The organism is Flavobacterium chungbukense, from assembly GCF_020805785.1.
Lineage (GTDB): Bacteria > Bacteroidota > Bacteroidia > Flavobacteriales > Flavobacteriaceae > Flavobacterium > Flavobacterium chungbukense.
In genome coordinates, this window is sequence record NZ_JAJGZV010000003.1 from 72,117 (window position 1) to 89,444 (window position 17,328).

Annotated in this window: 21 protein-coding genes; 15 read left to right on the forward strand and 6 right to left on the reverse strand. The window is 32.0% G+C overall.

From position 1 onward, the window contains the following. The first annotated feature begins 57 nt into the window (after positions 1-57). Both LL966_RS10560 and LL966_RS10565 read left to right on the forward strand, forming a co-directional pair. Positions 58-780 carry a hypothetical protein gene (locus LL966_RS10560; protein WP_229353029.1) on the forward strand — a complete coding sequence of 241 codons (723 nt, stop codon included), beginning with the start codon at positions 58-60 and terminating at the stop codon, positions 778-780. 10 nt (positions 781-790) lie between these two features. Next, a complete protein-coding gene (locus LL966_RS10565) occupies positions 791-1,513 on the forward strand; it encodes a hypothetical protein (RefSeq protein WP_229353030.1) in 723 nt (240 codons plus the stop codon). Here LL966_RS10565 and LL966_RS10570 read toward each other — a convergent pair. After that, positions 1,497-2,474, reverse strand: coding sequence for a tetratricopeptide repeat protein (locus tag LL966_RS10570; protein WP_229353031.1), 978 nt, complete (start codon positions 2,472-2,474; stop codon positions 1,497-1,499). The genes LL966_RS10565 and LL966_RS10570 overlap by 17 nt on opposite strands. 56 nt (positions 2,475-2,530) lie before the next feature. After that, positions 2,531-3,007: a TspO/MBR family protein gene (locus tag LL966_RS10575; protein ID WP_229353032.1), complete on the reverse strand. Its 477-nt coding sequence runs from the start codon at positions 3,005-3,007 to the stop codon at positions 2,531-2,533. Positions 3,008-3,151: 144 nt separating this feature from the next. Here LL966_RS10575 and LL966_RS10580 point away from each other — a divergent pair, with 144 nt between their 5' ends. The 5 genes from LL966_RS10580 to LL966_RS10600 all read left to right on the forward strand — a co-directional run bounded on the left by LL966_RS10580 (position 3,152) and on the right by LL966_RS10600 (position 8,168). Further along, the gene (locus tag LL966_RS10580) at positions 3,152-4,264 is read left to right on the forward strand and encodes a diphosphomevalonate/mevalonate 3,5-bisphosphate decarboxylase family protein (RefSeq protein ID WP_229353033.1); all 1,113 of its coding nucleotides are present in this window, start codon (positions 3,152-3,154) and stop codon (positions 4,262-4,264) included. Positions 4,265-4,312: 48 nt separating this feature from the next. Then, entirely contained in the window at positions 4,313-5,251 is a 939-nt protein-coding gene (locus LL966_RS10585) for a mevalonate kinase family protein (protein WP_229353034.1), read from the forward strand. Positions 5,252-5,316: 65 nt separating this feature from the next. Then, positions 5,317-5,907, forward strand: coding sequence for a DUF502 domain-containing protein (locus LL966_RS10590; protein ID WP_229353036.1), 591 nt, complete (start codon positions 5,317-5,319; stop codon positions 5,905-5,907). A 61-nt stretch (positions 5,908-5,968) separates the two neighbouring features. Beyond that, a complete protein-coding gene (locus LL966_RS10595) occupies positions 5,969-6,925 on the forward strand; it encodes a geranylgeranylglycerol-phosphate geranylgeranyltransferase (RefSeq protein ID WP_229353037.1) in 957 nt (318 codons plus the stop codon). Positions 6,926-7,259: 334 nt separating this feature from the next. Then, positions 7,260-8,168 carry a pseudouridine synthase gene (locus LL966_RS10600; RefSeq protein ID WP_229353038.1) on the forward strand — a complete coding sequence of 303 codons (909 nt, stop codon included), beginning with the start codon at positions 7,260-7,262 and terminating at the stop codon, positions 8,166-8,168. A gap of 65 nt (positions 8,169-8,233) precedes the next feature. Here LL966_RS10600 and LL966_RS10605 read toward each other — a convergent pair whose 3' ends face one another. Together LL966_RS10605 and LL966_RS10610 are read right to left on the reverse strand one after the other, a co-directional pair. Further along, entirely contained in the window at positions 8,234-8,836 is a 603-nt protein-coding gene (locus LL966_RS10605; protein WP_229353040.1) for a DUF937 domain-containing protein, read from the reverse strand. Positions 8,837-9,102: 266 nt separating this feature from the next. After that, entirely contained in the window at positions 9,103-9,603 is a 501-nt protein-coding gene (locus tag LL966_RS10610; protein ID WP_229353041.1) for a DUF456 domain-containing protein, read from the reverse strand. A gap of 156 nt (positions 9,604-9,759) precedes the next feature. On the opposite strand from LL966_RS10610, the gene LL966_RS10615 reads away from it, so the two are divergent. Then, positions 9,760-10,245, forward strand: a complete 486-nt coding sequence (locus LL966_RS10615) for a hypothetical protein (protein ID WP_229353043.1) — start codon at positions 9,760-9,762, stop codon at positions 10,243-10,245. A gap of 2 nt (positions 10,246-10,247) precedes the next feature. Here LL966_RS10615 and LL966_RS10620 read toward each other — a convergent pair whose 3' ends face one another. Next, complete coding sequence (locus tag LL966_RS10620; protein WP_229353045.1) at positions 10,248-11,351, reverse strand: glycosyltransferase family 2 protein; 1,104 nt, start codon at positions 11,349-11,351, stop codon at positions 10,248-10,250. After that, positions 11,348-12,292, reverse strand: coding sequence for a hypothetical protein (locus tag LL966_RS10625; protein WP_229353046.1), 945 nt, complete (start codon positions 12,290-12,292; stop codon positions 11,348-11,350). The genes LL966_RS10620 and LL966_RS10625 overlap by 4 nt, the downstream gene beginning before the upstream one ends. A 139-nt stretch (positions 12,293-12,431) precedes the next feature. Between LL966_RS10625 and ruvC the strand changes: the two genes are divergently transcribed. The 7 genes from ruvC to LL966_RS10660 all read left to right on the forward strand — a co-directional run bounded on the left by ruvC (position 12,432) and on the right by LL966_RS10660 (position 17,220). Further along, the gene (gene ruvC / locus LL966_RS10630; protein WP_031454255.1) at positions 12,432-12,986 is read left to right on the forward strand and encodes a crossover junction endodeoxyribonuclease RuvC; all 555 of its coding nucleotides are present in this window, start codon (positions 12,432-12,434) and stop codon (positions 12,984-12,986) included. Positions 12,987-13,103: 117 nt separating this feature from the next. Further along, a complete protein-coding gene (gene hemW, locus LL966_RS10635; RefSeq protein WP_229353048.1) occupies positions 13,104-14,270 on the forward strand; it encodes a radical SAM family heme chaperone HemW in 1,167 nt (388 codons plus the stop codon). A gap of 80 nt (positions 14,271-14,350) precedes the next feature. Beyond that, a complete protein-coding gene (locus LL966_RS10640) occupies positions 14,351-15,130 on the forward strand; it encodes a cyclase family protein (protein WP_229353050.1) in 780 nt (259 codons plus the stop codon). Between the two features lie 192 nt (positions 15,131-15,322). Next, positions 15,323-15,724 (forward strand): GNAT family N-acetyltransferase, encoded by a 402-nt coding sequence (locus tag LL966_RS10645; protein WP_229353052.1) that lies wholly within the window; start codon positions 15,323-15,325, stop codon positions 15,722-15,724. Beyond that, complete coding sequence (locus tag LL966_RS10650; protein WP_229353054.1) at positions 15,721-16,071, forward strand: DUF4260 domain-containing protein; 351 nt, start codon at positions 15,721-15,723, stop codon at positions 16,069-16,071. The genes LL966_RS10645 and LL966_RS10650 overlap by 4 nt, the downstream gene beginning before the upstream one ends. A 6-nt stretch (positions 16,072-16,077) precedes the next feature. Beyond that, positions 16,078-16,449 (forward strand): MmcQ/YjbR family DNA-binding protein, encoded by a 372-nt coding sequence (locus LL966_RS10655; protein ID WP_229353055.1) that lies wholly within the window; start codon positions 16,078-16,080, stop codon positions 16,447-16,449. Positions 16,450-16,518: 69 nt separating this feature from the next. Further along, a complete protein-coding gene (locus LL966_RS10660; protein WP_229353056.1) occupies positions 16,519-17,220 on the forward strand; it encodes a PH domain-containing protein in 702 nt (233 codons plus the stop codon). Positions 17,221-17,328: the final 108 nt, after the last annotated feature.

A 17,328-nucleotide genomic window follows, 5' to 3' on the forward strand; every position in this document is an offset into this window, starting at 1 on the left:
CTGTAAGTTTTCATTAAGAGTATTCTAATAATTTTACTCTCAACTAATTAATCCTGTATGAGAGTAAAATTACTTACCACAATTTCTATTTTCACTTACCAGCTTAGCATTTTTCAATCTGAGAAATTATTAAACGGAAAAGTTCTTTCGCAAAATATACCACTTAGTAAAGTCGAAGTAATTAATAAAACGGCAAAAACTAGTACGAGAACAAATGAGCTGGGAGAATTCTCAATTCTGGTCCGTCCAAAAGATAGTTTGCTTTTCTTCTCTAAAGATTACTTCTTTAAACGATTAAAAATTTCTCACGAAAATATCGACCAAAACAATATCATTGTCAATATGATTTTGAAACCCGAAGAATTGGATGAAGTTTTAATTACCAAAATTTCATTTCCTAAGGTTAAAGCAGCCGATGAAAATTCAACTGTAGTACCAAGACCTGCCATATCTAATCCTGGCGTATACACAGGAGGCATTACTAACGGGGCAGATCTGTTCGCTATTTTAAGTTTGTTTATGAAAAAAGATAAAAAAGCCAAGAAAGTTAAATTTAATGAGTTGGACTTCAAAAAATTAGCGGAAGCAACAGTTCCATTAGATTTCTTTACTAATGACTTAAAAATCAAACCAGAAGAAAAAGATTTGTTTCTACAATTTTGTGACGCCGATCCTCAGGCTGAAATCTTGGTAAAGCAGAAAAACTTACTTTACACTATGGATTTTTTACATACTAAAAACAAAGAATTCAAAAAATTAAGTTCTGGAGTTCAAAACTAAAAGTTATTAAATGAAAGCAAAATTACTCACTACAATTTCTTTTTTCACTTATCAATTAAGTATTTCTCAAACCGAAAAAGTATTGAACGGAAAAGTTCTTTCACAATACATTCCTCTTGACAAAGTTGAAGTAATTAATAAAACTGCCAAAATTAGCACGAGAACGAATGAATTGGGAGAGTTTTCAATTTTAGTAAAACAGAAAGACAGTCTGTTATTTTTTTCAAAGGATTACTTATTTACAAGATTAAAAGTAACGTTGAAAGATTTAGAAAAAAACAATCTGGTTGTTGAAATGACTCCAAAAGCCGAAGAGTTGGATAATGTTGTAGTCTCTAGATCTGTTTTTAATAAAAATGAAATTAAAAATATCGGCAATAATAAGGAAGAAATAAATAAGATTATAATTCGAAAGAAATTTGATGAAGTAACTTCAAGAGTGAATGTTTATGACGGTAGAATTAAAAATGGATTAGATTTCAGTTATCCCATTTTTGATAAACCGAAGAAAAAAATTGAGCCTCGTGATGATCGCTTTAAAAAACTTGTCGTCGCTTCTTTTCCTCCAGATTTTTTTATTAAAAATTTAAACCTTAAACCTGAAGAAAAAGAAATTTTCTTGAACTTTTGTAATGCCGATCCAAAATCTAAAACCCTTTTAGAGAAATCAAATGATTTCGAAATAATGGATTTCCTTTATATTAAAAGTGAAGAGTTTAAGACTTTGAATTAACTCTTTTAAATTTTCTCCATTTAAAGAAAAAGACAATACATGTAAGAAACAAAATGATTGCAGTTACAGACAAAATAATCAAACCCGTTTCAATTTGATACACATAATCCAAATCAATTCCTTTTTTGGTTGCTCTTAATGTCTGGAGCTTACTGCCAAATTCTATGGTTTTTTCTCTGTAATATTCTCCTTTGCCTTGTGCGCTATTTACCATTCTTGCAACGATCAAATCGCCATCGTAACCATAAGTCCTGGCACTTCTATAAATTTGAAGCGCATTTTCATGTTCCCCTTTCAACTGTACAAGATTTCCTAATTCAAAAAGCAAAATCGCGATAATCTTATCTTTAGGTTCAATAAACGAAATTCGTTCATTTACCTGAAAATAAATAGCTTTTGCTAGTTTATCAATTTCTTCTTTTGAGAATTTCGTCTTAGGCTTACCCGCAGTTCCAAAATTAGTGCCTATTAAAAACTGCCCAGTAACATTTTGCAAATTTTTAATTTTAGCTTCCAAAATTTTCAAATGTAGCCATTCTGAACTATTGTGCGATTCTGGATTTATTTCTATTGATTTTTTAATCCATTTATAGGCTTTTTGGTTTTCTCCCATCAACTCATAAAGAGTTCCTAGATTGGATGCTGTCGAATAACGATTAGGTTCAATTCTTTCAATATTCAAGTATAGATTCTCAGCTTCATTGTAATTTCCCAGTACAATTAAGAGATAACCTTTATCAGATAAATAATCAAGATCCTTTGTCTTTTTATATAAACTATCGAGTTGTTTTATTACTGCTGGATATTCTTTAGGAAAAAAATTATGACCATGAGGAACAAGTCCTCGATAATCCATATAGGCTATAAATTCATTTTTCAGAATCTTCGTTTCACCGTTTAAACAAGCAAAAGTTTTAAATGAAATTAAAACCAAAATAACAAGAACCTTAAATTTACTCATAATGTATATGCATAAAAAATTAAACTTGAAACCTGAAACAAAGGAAACTAAAAAATCTACTTATTTAGCCACCAAATACTTGCATTTAAAACTGTTGCAAATCCAACCCAAGCCAAATAAGGGATCAATAAATAACCTGAAATTTTATTGATTTTAATGAATTTCAAATACGTTTCGTAAATCATTAGCCATAAAAGCACAATTTCAATTAAAGCCAGCATCGGATTCTTTAAACCAAAGAATAAATAAGACCAAATTGCATTTAAAGTCAATTGAATTAAAAAGAAAAGAAGCGCTGTTTTTACTTTTTCTGTTTGTACTTTAATTTTATCCCAAACCAAAGCCGCCGCAATTGCCATAAAGATGTAAAGAAGGGTCCAAACTGGCATAAAGATCCAGTTTGGCGGATTAAAAACTGGTTTTTCTAAATCTACATACCAAGTCTCAATACTTGGCCTTGTTACCAAACTTGCAGAATATCCTACTGTTAAACAAATAATTAAAGCTATGGCGATTTTTACGAATTTATTCATTTTTTTAAAATTTGAATTCAAAAATAGTCAAAAGAAAAATTTAAACCATAAAAGTGATGTAAGTTCATTTTAGCAAAACCATTTTATATTATCATATATTACTTATATGGTTAAAAAACTATCTTTGCCAAAATTTTATAATTCATGTTTACAGCAGCTGATTTTATTCCAACATCATATAATTCAACAATCGAAAACGGAAACTTTGAGTGGAGCGCTCCAAGCAATATTGCCTTAGTAAAATATTGGGGAAAAAAAGACAACCAGATTCCGGCAAATCCTTCGGTAAGTTTTACTTTGAATAATTGTAAAACGATCACGAAATTAGGTTTCGAAAAAAGAGACGCTTCTCCAGAAGCCTCGGGATCGCACAATGTGACAAATGGTTTTTCATTTGATTTGCTTTTTGAAGGAAAACCAAAGGAAGATTTCAAACCGAAAATTCAGAAATTTTTAGAAAGAGTTGAAATTTATCTGCCATTTCTAAAAGAGTATCATTTTACGATTGACACTCAAAATACTTTTCCGCACAGTTCTGGAATTGCTTCTTCAGCGTCTGGAATGGCGGCTTTGGCGATGAATTTTATGAGTTTAGAAAAAAAGTTAAATCCAGCCATGACGGATGATTATTTCTATCAGAAAGCATCATTTTTAGCTCGTTTAGGTTCTGGAAGCGCTTGCAGAAGTGTAAAAGGTAATGTTGTTGTTTGGGGAAATCAGGCAAACATTGAGGGAAGTTCTGATTTGTTTGGAGTTGAATATCCGTATACAATTCATGAAAATTTCAAGAATTACCAAGACACTATTTTATTAGTTGATAAAGGCGAAAAACAAGTTTCGAGCACAGTTGGGCATGATTTAATGCACAATCATCCATATGCAGAAAGACGTTTTGCACAAGCGCATGAAAATTTGGATCAATTAATCGCCATTTTTGAAAGCGGAAATTTAGACGAATTCATCAAAGTTGTAGAAAGTGAAGCATTGACTTTGCACGCCATGATGATGACTTCGATGCCGTACTTTATTTTAATGAAACCAAACACGCTGCAAATCATAAATGCCATCTGGAAATTTAGACAAGAAACACAAATTCCAGTTTGTTTTACACTTGATGCAGGGGCAAATGTGCATGTTCTTTATCCCGAAAACGTTAGCGAAAAAGTATTACAATTTATTCAGGACGAATTAGTTGTATTTTGTGAGAATCGTCAGTACATTTGCGACAAAATCGGAGCGGGCGCGATTGCATTATAATTTTCCGTATCTTTAGTTAAAATTTTGAAAAAAGACATAAAATAAATCATGAAAGGACCATTATTTTATTCAAAAATATTGCTTTTTGGAGAGTACGGAATTATCCGCGATTCAAAAGGGCTTGCTATTCCTTATAACTTTTATAATGGCGCTTTGAAAAAATCCGAAGAACCTTCTGATGAAGCCATTGCATCAAATAAAAGCTTAAGAAGTTTTGCTTCTTACCTTGAAGTTTTACAAACACAGCAGCCAGAATTGGTTACTTTTGATTTAGATAATTTAAAAAATGATGTTGAAACCGGAATGTATTTCGATTCTAGTATTCCGCAAGGGTACGGTGTTGGAAGCAGCGGTGCGCTTGTTGCAGCTATTTATGATAAATATGCAGACAACAAAATAACGGTTTTAGAAAATTTAACCCGAGAAAAACTTTTACATCTAAAAAATATATTTTCTCAAATGGAAAGCTTTTTCCACGGGAAAAGTTCTGGTTTAGATCCTTTAAACAGCTATTTGAGCATTCCGATTTTAATCAATTCTAAAGATAATATTCAAACAACCGGTATTCCTACTCAAAGTGTTGACGGAAAAGGCGCTGTATTTTTGTTAGATTCTGGAATTGTCGGCGAAACAGCCCCAATGATTAGCATTTTTATGGAAAGCTTAAAAGATAAAGGTTTCCGTTCAATGCTTAAAAATCAATTTGTAAAATATACAGATATCTGCATCGACAACTTTTTGCATGGAGACATGAAATCTTTGATTGGTAATACCAAAAAACTCTCTAAAGTTGTTTTAAACCATTTTAAACCAATGATTCCAGAACAATTTCACGGAATCTGGCAACACGGAATCGATACTAACGATTATTACCTAAAACTTTGCGGTTCTGGCGGAGGCGGTTATATTCTTGGTTTTACCGAAGATTTAGAACGTGCAAAAGCAGCTTTAAAAGACTATAAATTAGAAGTAGTTTATCAGTTTTAATTCTCTTAAAAGCCTAAATTATGGAGTAGATTTTCATAAGTTTTTCATCCTAAAAGCATTTTATTATGAAAAGTATTTTAAAAATAATTAAAGCAACTTTTTTAGGAGGAATTCTATTTTTAGCACCTTTGGTCGTATTGCTTGTTATTCTGGAAAAAGGATTTGGCATTATTCAAAAAATCACGCTTCCGCTGGTTAGTAATCTGCCTAAGGTTCATGTTTTAGGAGTCGCGCTTCAAGAACTCATTGGAATATTAATTATCATTATTATTTGTTTTGCGGCAGGTTTACTGGCAAGAACTCCAAAAGCACAACAACTTATTCAGAAATTAGAAGACGGTATTTTAAGTTTCGTTCCTGGTTATTCGTTTATGAAAAGTATGAATGAAAACATTATGGGACTCGAATCTAAAGAAGACTTAAAAGTAATTTTAGTTCCTACCGATGCGGGCTGGCAATTTGCTTTTCTGATAGAAGAAATCGACGATAATAACTTTACGGTTTTTGTTCCAGATGCTCCAAATCCGTGGAGCGGGTCTGTGGTTTTTGTGGAGAAAAAGGATATTAAAGAAATCGAAATGACTCAAAAACAAGCTTTAGCATGCATTAGAAAATTAGGATTTGGCTCTAAAGAATTGTTAAAAAACAAACTCTAAATTTTTAAAACCAAAAATATCTTTTAACTTCCCTTATCTAAACCTTTACAAAACACTATTTATGTTAAGCAGACAGCACAAACTTTTGATAATGAAAATTGTAAGTCTGTTTTCTGTGGTTAGAGGTTACAACATTCCAATCATTGTTTTAGCTCAGTATTTATCGGCAATTTTTATTCTGGCTCCAGAAATTAGAGCTTTAGATATTCTGCTTGATTTTTACTTATTTTTAATTGTTTTTGCTTCTGCAATTACCATTGCTTCGGGTTATATCATCAATAATTTTTATGACAGCCAGAAAGATTTAATTAATAGACCTAATAAATCGATGTTGGATCGTTTAATTAGTCAGAAAACGAAGTTGACGGTTTATTTCAGCCTAAACTTTTTAGCCGTTTTAATGGCTTCAATTGTTTCTTGGCGTGCGTTTTTATTCTTTTCTGCTTATATTTTCTTGATTTGGTTTTATTCTCATAAAATTAAAAAGTATCCGATTATCGGAAATCTAATGTCGGCATTGCTTGCTGTAACTCCGTTTTTTGCAATTTTGCTGTATTTTTATAATAAGGTTTCGTTTGAAGATATAGAAAATCATATGAGTCATTTTGTGGTGATTTCTGCTCACGCTGTTTTCTTATTTTTGCTTTTGCTGATTCGGGAGATGATCAAAGATTTAGAGAATCTAAAAGGCGATTTAGTGACCAATTATAGAACAATTCCGGTTATTTACGGAGAAAATATCTCGAAGCAAATTATTACTGCTTTGACGGTTTCTACTATATTTCCAGTTTACATTTTGGTTAATGTTTACGATGTCGGATATATGGATATTTACTTTTATGTTTGTTTTGGAGTTTTACTTTTTTTCTTGATTTTTTTATGGAAATCTAACTCAAAAGAACAGTTTTTAAAACTTCATAATCTTTTGAAATTTCTGATTGTTTCGGGCGTTTTCTGTATCGTTTTGATTAATCCAAGTGTTTTGTGGCATGGTAGAGAATTGATTTCTAATTATTAACACTTTATTCCGCAGAGATTCACGAAGACTACGCGAAGATGTGCTAAGATTTTTGATTCTGTGGAGCTCTGCGTAAACTTTGAAAACTTTTTGCAATAACTAATTTTTTAAAAGAAGCCAATTGTTTGTAATTTAGCCCCGCTTGAAGTGGAAATCTTTTTATTTTTTCTTTAAAAAAATAAAAAATTGGGAACGGAAAACGGGAATCCATGCCTGAAAAAAAGCCTATTGTGATGCTTCAAATTCATCAAAAAGTTATGGCTATCAATCTAAGCACATTGAACTTACCTTTTATTAGCAGGAAAAAACTATCTTTGCACAAATTAATGATTTTATGAACAACAAGGAAGGCAATAATAAAAGAGGCGGATCGAGACCAAATAGCTCAAGATCAAACTCTAGCAAGCCAAAACCACCAATGGCAAAACGCGCGCAAGGGCCGAAAAAAGAAAAGCCAGAGGTTAAAGCGGCGAAGGAAGCTGCTGAACAAAAAATAAAGAAACAAAATCAGGCTCCGAAGAGACAAAAAGCTGCTGATGAAATGCGTTTGAACAAATACATCTCTAATTCTGGTGTTTGTTCTCGTCGCGATGCTGACATTTATATCCAATCTGGAAACGTAAAAGTTAACGGAAATGTGATTACCGAAATGGGTTATTTGGTAAAAATTAATGATGTTGTAAACTTTGATGGTGTTACTTTGAACCCAGAAAAGAAAGAATATATTTTATTGAATAAACCTAAAAACTTTACGACTGCATTTGACGAAGGTCAAGAATTTCGTAACGTTCTAGAACTTGTTCGTGGTGCTACAAATGCAAAAATTGGAGCTATCGGAAGAATGGACAAAAATACAACTGGTTTATTATTGTTTACAAACGATACCGATATGATTCGTAAATTTACTTTACCGAATCAGAAATCGTCTAAGATTTATCAGGTTTCTTTAGACAAAAACTTGAAATTTGAGGATTTAGAAAAAATCAGCAAAGGTTTAGTTCTTGACGGACACCGCGTTTCTGTTGAAGAAGTAAGCTATATTGATAATGAACCGAAAAGCGAAGTGGGTCTTAAATTGCGTACAGCAAATGTAAAAGTGGTACGTTCTATTTTTGAATCCTTGGAATATAACGTATTACGTATTGACCGTGTTGCTTTTGCTGGATTAACCAAAAAGAATCTTCCGAGAGGAAACTGGCGCTTTTTGACCGATCAAGAAGTTATCAATTTGAAAAACATCTAGTTCGTTTTTTCAAATTTAAAATTATAGTAAATCCTGTTTTCTCTGAAAATGGGATTTTTTTTGTTTTAGAAACTAAAGAAGTTATGTCCGAAAAGTGTAAAGATTGATCTTCCGATTGATTGGTTTTTTTCTTCTACTGTTTCGTAGTTTGAAAAGCCTAGGATAATTTTAATTCCAGGAGGAATACTGTTTAGAATATCTCTTTTTTGATCTTCTAGAAGAAGCTTTAAACTCTCTAATAACTGAAGATTAGATCTTAAATAAGAGACAACAAGAAGTGCCGAAAAGTTAAGTATTTCTCTGGCTGTTTCGCTTTTGATTCCGACTTCGTTGGAAACCATCTCCGAAATTCTTCCTTTTTTATTTGAAAACAATTCTTTCAGTAAATCATTTCCTTCTAATCGATAACAATCGTCTACTGATAAAATTCTGCCTGCATTAAAATCTACTTCCTGATAAAAAGTAGAATCTTCTTCTACCATTGCCACTATTTCGGAGTAAAAATCAGATTCTTCGGCTTTGTTATAGAGTCCCATTAAAATTGTTCCTATCGAAACGTCAATTCCTTTAATTAAAAGTGCATCGTTCTCAAAATAAAACTTGTTTAACTTGGAGACCACATTTGAAGAAATAAAGCGTCTAAGTTCAATCTGTAGGTTGGGGGTCATACTCATAACTTAAAAAAAATGATTATTTATACTCGTTTAAAATAATCGACAAAGTGAGGCTTTTTATCGTTTATCGTGATAAAAATATAAAAAATTTTAACATTTCCAAAAATTAAGTTAAAAAAATAGACCATTAATAACCGTCTCTTAACAAGGAAAATCTGTGAGCGCCTGTAAACACAACCCTTTCATTATCAAATTAAAATTAAAAAAAAATCAATTTTTTTTTGGAAAGACAATAATCCGAGTCAAAAATTGTTACATAATTAAAATAAAATGTTTCGATATTCCCACAAAACATTTATAAAAATACCCAGATAGACAATTGAAAACAGAAAATTAATAAAACTAGAAGCTAAAAATCCAAGTACTGATCCTGTGGCTGCTTTTAGAGCTCTTTTATGATTTTTAGAATCATACAATAGCTCACCGAAAAACGCTCCAACAAAAGGGCCAATTATTACTCCAAATGGAATAGGAGATAAAATGCCGATAATTAATCCAATGTTTGTTCCCCAGACCCCATAAGAACTCCCTCCAAATTTTTTAGTTCCTTGAGACGGAATCACATAATCTAAAATGGTGATAATGACCATTAAAACAAAAGTAATTCCCAAAACCCAATAATTATTTTCTACTGCTTTTGTGAGATATAGCAAAAGCAAACCCACCCAGCAACTTGACAATCCTGGCAAAACCGGAAGAAAACTGCCAAATACCCCGACAATCATGCAGATAAATCCTAGCAAAACTAATAGTAAATCCATATAATTTTTGATAAATTTGTTATTACAAATTACCATTTTAATCTCTATTGCGCAAATTTTCAAAAATGTGGTCTTGAAAGTGCGAAGATTCAAAGCAATAGAAAGTTTCTCAAAAAAAATAATTGTATTTTTGTTTATTCATTCAATATTAAAATCTTGAGGCAGTTTTTCCCTTTTTTTATCTGTATCCTTTTCCATTCTTGTCAATATTTTGAGAAGCAAGTGCCGTCTGAAAAAGAGTTACTTCAAAAGGAATTAAAATCAATCAACTGGAAAGAAGTTGACGAATATCCGTCGTTGCCTAATTGTGAGAAAATCACTGATCGTAAACTCCGCCAGCAATGTTTTTTTGAAGTAATGTCGACCCTTATAGAAGAAAAACTAAACGTTGACACTTTGTCTATTTTATATCCAGAATTGGACACCATTGAAGTAAAAGTAACGGTTTTTCCAAATGCGACTATGAAGTTTGAACCGCAGTTTCCGAAAGATTCTGTGGCTTATGATACTATAAAAATTGATAGCATTCTGCACGCACGTTTGGTTGATTTTCCGAAAATTAATCCAGCTATAAAACGTGGAATTCCAGTAAAAACACAATTTATTCTTCCGGTTATTCTTAAAGCTAAAGACGAAAAGTAGGTTTATTTTTTAAACTGACGATCTTTCCATTTATAAGAACCAAATAAACTGTACAAAGCCACCGTAGAACTAAAAAACGGATACAGTAAACTACTCAGCAAAAGGCTTTTAATTTTACTTTGAGTTAAAAATTTATTGGTAAAATAGAGTAAAACATAATCCACTAAAAACTTAGAAAAAGCAAAAATCACAAAAATTGGATAAGACCAAATTCCGAAGAGAAGAAAGAGAAATCCAATTACGAAACTCAAATTTCCAAAGAAAACAATCAAGCCTAATAATTTTCCGAAAGTGCTTTTGTACGAACTTGTTTTTGCTGCCCAACGTACTCTTTGATAAAATAATAATTTCCAGTTTTCTGTTGGTTTTGTTGTTACAATTGCTTCTTGAGCTTTTAAATAATGAACTTTATCTGGGAATTTTTCGATTGCTTTTTGAAGCAGAAAAACATCGTCGCCGCTCGCAATTTTGTCGTTTCCATCAAAACCATTTAAGCGTTCAAATAATGTTTTTTTATAGGCAAAATTGGCTCCGTTGCACATAAATCCCTTATGAATTCCGAAACTTCCAATTGTTCCGCCTTGCAAACTTGTTAAATCTAACTGCTGAAAATGATCTAGAAATGAATTTTTGTATTGATAAGTTACAGCGCCCGCAAGCATTGAAACATTATTCTCTTGAATATAATTATCAAATGTCAAAAGCCAGTTTTGCGGAACAATACAATCAGCATCTGTAGTAATTACCCAATCGGTTTTTACGTGTTGCATTGCGGTTGTAATCGCATCTTTTTTAGGCGAACTGGATTTCCTAATATTATCAATTACAGATATTTGGAATTTGGAAATTAAACTTTGGAATTTTTCTATAGAATTATCATCAACTAAAATAACTTCAAACAAATGAGTAGGATAATTTAGATTTGAAAAACTTTCTAAAAGTATCGGAAGATTTTCTTTTTCGTTGCGAAATGGAACTATAATAGTAAAACTTGTCTTTGGATCTAACTCTTTAATTTGATAGTTTTTTACTTTGAAAAATCCATAAATAAGCAACTCAATACTAATAACATAAACTACTAATATGGCAAACAATCCAAAAATCATTCTGTTGCTTTAGTTTTAAAATTCAGCACAAAATAACTTCCCAAAACTACGGGTAAAACAACATTTAGGAACCACATTAAAGTGCTGATAAAAATGACAATCCATTCGTTTACGCCCAAAATTCCGAAGAAATAAATGGCTACACTTCCTTTTACTGCAAAATCTAAAAATTGAAAAGTCGGTAATGACGAAGCCAAAAAGTAAACCGAAGTAATTGCCGCCATCAATGTTAAATAAGGCAAATCGACATCAAAACCTAAAAACAGAAAATAATACTGATGCGAAAAAACCAAATAACGGCAAATTCCTAAAAAGATATTTTTCTGGTGAACCGATTTCGGAATTTCATTGATTTTATGAATCAGTTTTTCAATCGAATAGCCTTTTACTTTTATTTTTTTGATTGAAAATAATACAATCAGAATGAGTAAAAAACCGCCAAATAATAGTAAAACTGTTTTGGTTGTAATAACATTAAATTGAGCGTTGAAATAAAGCAATCCGAAGATCCCAAAAATGATGGTTAAAATCATCTGGATTCCGTTGCAGATTAAGTTTAAAAAAACAACTTTTTTAGCTTCCGATTTCGGATAATACAAGGCTTTTCCGGCATACTCTCCTACTCCATTTGGTGTAAAAATTCCGGCAGTTAAAGCCGCTAAAACTTGCTTTGTGGCTTCGTAACCTGAAATTTTGTGAATAACCTGCGCTAAATTTTGCCATTTTAAAATCTCAAAATAACGATTTAAAACACTCAAAAGGAGGATAAAACCAATTCCTAAAACCGATTGATTCTTTTGAAACAAAACAAGGAATTTTTTCCAATCTAACTTATCGTTGTTTGCCAGCTGATTGTAAATAAAATAAAATGCGCCTGCAACAATCAAAAGTTTGACCAGAAGAACAAGTAATTGCTTAGCTTTGTGAGGAATTGAAATCATGCCGCAAAAGTAACATAAAGTATGTAATAATGTTTCACAAAGATTCTCAAAGCAAACACAAAGACACGCAGAGAATCTTAAAAAAAACTTTGTGAATCTCTGTGTAATCTTAGTGCGACTTGGCGTAATAACTTGAAAATTGACAAAAGAACGCATCATATTAGGTATTGACCCTGGAACCACAATTATGGGTTTTGGTTTGATTAAAGTAACCAACAAAAAAATGGAGTTTTTGCAGTTAAACGAATTGCAATTGTCCAAATACGACAATCATTACCAAAAACTAAAAATCATTTTTGAAAGAACCATCGAATTAATAGAAACACATCATCCTGATGAAATCGCGATTGAAGCGCCTTTCTTTGGGAAAAACGTTCAATCGATGCTGAAATTGGGTCGCGCACAAGGCGTTGCAATGGCTGCAGGACTTTCAAGAGATATTCCGATTACAGAATACGAACCTAAAAAGATAAAAATGGCGATTACCGGAAACGGAAATGCCAGTAAAGAGCAGGTTGCCAAAATGTTGCAACAGCTTTTGGGTTTAAAAGAATTACCAAAAAATCTAGATTCTACAGATGGCTTGGCAGCAGCGGTTTGTCATCACTTTAATTCAGGGAAAGTTGTTGCAGGAAAAAGTTATTCTGGTTGGGATGCTTTTGTAAAACAGAATGAAGACAAAATTCGTAAATGAGAAAATGTGTCAATTAGAAAATTAGATAATTCTTGAATTGAGAATAACTAATTGTATAATTTTCAACATTTCATATTAATTATCTCATTATCAAATTGACTAATTATCTAATTAAAAATGTCAGGTATCTACATCCATATTCCTTTTTGCAAGCAGGCTTGCCATTATTGCGACTTTCATTTTTCTACTTCAATGAAAAAGAAAGACGAAATGGTTTTGGCTTTGGCTAAAGAAATTGGCATGCGTAAAAATGAGCTTCTCTCCCAAAGTTTCGGGACCGCTCGAAGTGACAATGAGGTTATAGAAACCATTTATTTTGGTGGCGGAACCCCTTCGGTTTTATCGAACGATGAAATAAACTTTTTAATTTCTGAAGTTTATAAAAATTATAAAGTTGTAGAAAATCCAGAAATTACACTCGAAGCTAATCCTGATGATTTATCTACTGAACGAATTCTGGAATTATCTAAAAGTCCAATAAATCGATTAAGTATCGGAATTCAGTCTTTTTATGAAGAAGATTTAAGGATGATGAATCGCGCTCATAATTCGGCGGAAGCCATAAAATGTTTGCAGGAAGCGACCAAATACTTTGACAATATCTCGCTTGATTTGATTTATGGAATTCCTGGAATGAGCGATGAAATGTGGAAACAAAACATTCAGACTGCTTTAGATTTTGGCATTCCACATATTTCAAGTTATGCCTTGACGGTCGAACCCAAAACAGCTTTAAGCAAATTAATTCAAACAGGAAAAATTGCTGAACCGCAAGATGAAGTGGCTTCCAATCATTTTATCATTTTGGTTGAAACGCTTCAGAAAAATGGTTTTATTCATTACGAATTATCCAATTTCGGGAAAGAAAATTATTTCTCCAAAAACAATTCGGCTTATTGGTTAGGCAAAAAATATATCGGAATCGGACCTTCGGCGCATAGTTATGACGGCGAAAAAAGAGGCTGGAATATAGCCAATAATTCTTTGTATTTAAAAGCAATTCAAAACGATGAACTTCCAATTGAAACGGAAACTCTAACTGTTTCAGATCGTTATAATGAATATATTATGACGGGTTTACGAACGATTTGGGGCGTTTCTTTAGAAAGAATTGAAAAGGAATTTGGTTTGGAATATTTGAATTATTTGAAAAAACAATCTCAAAAGTTTTTAAACGATGATTTACTTTCCATCGAAAAAAACATTCTTAAACCAACTCCAAAAGGAAAATTTTTAACGGATGGAATTGCTTCAGATTTATTTTATCTAAATTTGGATGAATAAAAATTAGCCACGAAGGCACAAAGACTCAAATTTATTAAACTTTGTGACTTAGCGTCTTTGCGGCATAAAAATCCAAATTTGTGTTAGCAAAAATCAACAACTTCGAAATCGACTTATCAAAACCCATTGATATCTCTATTCCATTAACCAATACAGAAGAAAATCCGATTGCTTGGTATATCGAAAAACCAGTTATTGAACCTGTAGTTTTTGGTGATTGGATTGGGAAAGTCTCGGAAGGAAAATCTTCTACAAATTTTAATAATATATTCTTCAATCCACATGGGCATGGAACACACACGGAATGTTTAGGACATATTACGAATGATTTTTATAGCATTAATCAATCGCTGAAACAGTTTTTCTTTTTTGCCAAATTGATTACGATTGAGCCTGAGAAAATTGGTGATGATTTTGTGATTACAAAAGAACAAGTTCAAAAAACATTGAGCGCTTCTCCCGAAGGTTCGGGATCGCTCAGCGTGACAAACGAAACCTTAATAGTTCGGACTCTTCCAAATCAGCTAGAAAAAAAGTCAAGAAAATATTCCAACACAAATCCGCCCTATTTGTCTGAAGAAGCGGCGATTTTCATCCGCGAAAGCGAAATTCAACATTTATTGATTGATTTGCCAAGCGTTGACAAAGAACATGACGAAGGTAAATTATTGGCGCATAAAGCATTCTGGAATGTAAAAGACACGCACAATCTAAATCAAGATGCACGGTTCAATGCGACAATTACAGAAATGATTTATGTTTCAGACGAAATTGAAGATGGAAATTATATACTAAATATTCAAATCGCTTCGTTTGAAAATGATGCAAGTCCATCAAAACCTATTTTATATAAGATTTAAAAGTTTGCCACTACCCGAGCGATAGCGAACAGGCGAAGCAATTACACGAATTTTCACGAATTAATCCTGCTTTTTTGCCACAGATTAAAGGATTAAAAATGATTAAATCTGTGTAATTTTTTTTAATCTGTGGCAGATAAAAAAAGAAATTAGTGAAAATTCGTGAAATTCGTGGCAAAAAAACAATATCCTATGATTAGTGTTTCAACAGATAAAACCAAACTTGACGTTCCGTTTATACAGAACTTTTTAAAAGATATTTATTGGGCCGCGGGAAGAACTATTGAAGAAGTCCAAAGAACGATCGACGCTTCGATTTGTTTTGGAATTTATTTAGATGACAAGCAAATTGGTTTTGCACGTGTCATAACCGATTATGTCGTTTTTGCTTATTTAATGGATGTTTTTATTGATGAAAAATATCGCGGAAAAGGATATTCCTCCATTTTAATTGATGCCATGATGAAAGAACCAGAACTCCAAGAAGTAAAAATTTGGCGATTGGCCACAACCGACGCTCACTTTTTATACGAAAAATTCGGATTTACAAAACTGAATCATCCTGAAAAGATGATGGAAAAAATAGTAAAATGAAAACAGTCTTAAAACTCGAAGAAACAGCTTTATTTATTCTCGGAATATTTTTCTTTAATCGTTTAAATTATGATTGGTGGTGGTTTTTGGTTTTAATTTTAGCTCCAGATTTATCTATGATTGGATATGCTTTTGGCAATAAAACTGGTGCATTTTTATACAATATCTTTCATCATAAAGGAATTGCGCTTTTAATTTATGGTTTAGGATGTTATTTAAACATTGAAAGTATTCAGTTAGCTGGAATTATTTTATTTTCACATTCGGCAATGGATCGTATTTTTGGTTATGGATTAAAATATGAAAAAGGCTTTAAATACACACATTTAGGTGAAATTGGTAAATAAACAATTATGAATTTAGAAACGTTTTACGAATATTGTCTTTCTAAAAAAGGTGTCAGCGAACATTTCCCTTTTGATGAAGATACTTTGGTTTTTAAAGTAGGAGGCAAAATGTTTGCTTTGTCTTCTTTATCGCAATGGGAAAAAAACGAACAATCTGTTAATTTAAAATGTGATCCAGACCGTGCAGAGGAACTCAGAGCCGAATATGACGAAATAAAACCAGGTTTTCATATGAGCAAAGTGCATTGGAATACTGTCGCATTAAATGGAAATTTACCTGCGAAATTTGTCAAAGAACTGATTGATCATTCCTATGAATTGGTTTTCAAAAGTTTGACAAAGAAAATTCAAAATGAAATTATCGAATTAGAAAATTAGGCATTACATTTGTAGCATCAGTAAAAAACTCAGCGACTTAGTAGCTTAGCAACTTAGAACCTTAAAAAAATGAAAGAACAATTTAAAAAATTTCTGAACGAAGAACAAGATCCAAAAGCGATTGAAAAAATCACTTCGAAACTCACTGATTTATTAATGAAAGGCGAAGAAGTTGGATATATCGCAGTACAAAAAAAACCTGCCATTACTGTTTTTCCAGATAGTATTGTATTAACTAATAAAAGAATTATTATCTGCAAGCCTAAAAATTTAGGTCTTTCGATGGATTTCACAGATTATACTTGGGATGATATTGCAAGTACTTTTGTAAAAGAAAATATTTTAGGTTCTGAATTTTCATTTGGCACTAAAACAGATTTAGCGGTTTCTATAGATTATATTCCAAAAATTCAGGCTAGAAAAATTTATACTTACGCTAAAGAGCAATTGGATTTATTGAAAAATCCTGTTCAAACTGCAACTCCAATCCAAGAAGTTGTTGAACCAGAATATGAAGAAGAAGCAGAAGAAGTTGAAGAAGTAGAAACGGAAGAAGTAACAAGTTTTGCTGAAATTTTACCTGCTGCACCAACTTACACGGAGACTTTTGAACCGCTTCCAACGCAGCCAGCTGGAGAACGTAAATTAAGCGATTTATCTAAAGAAGAACTTTTTGATAAATTACAGAATTACAAAAAACTTCTTGATAATGGTTTGATCATGCAAGGAGAATATGATGCTTACAAAAAAGAGATTTTAAGTTACATGTAAATTAGTCTTAAAGTTGGAAAGTCGAAAGTCATAAAGTCTTTTTACTTTGTCAAAATAAAAAAGCCAGAAATAGAAATTCTATTTCTGGCTTTATCTTTTTAAGTCTGC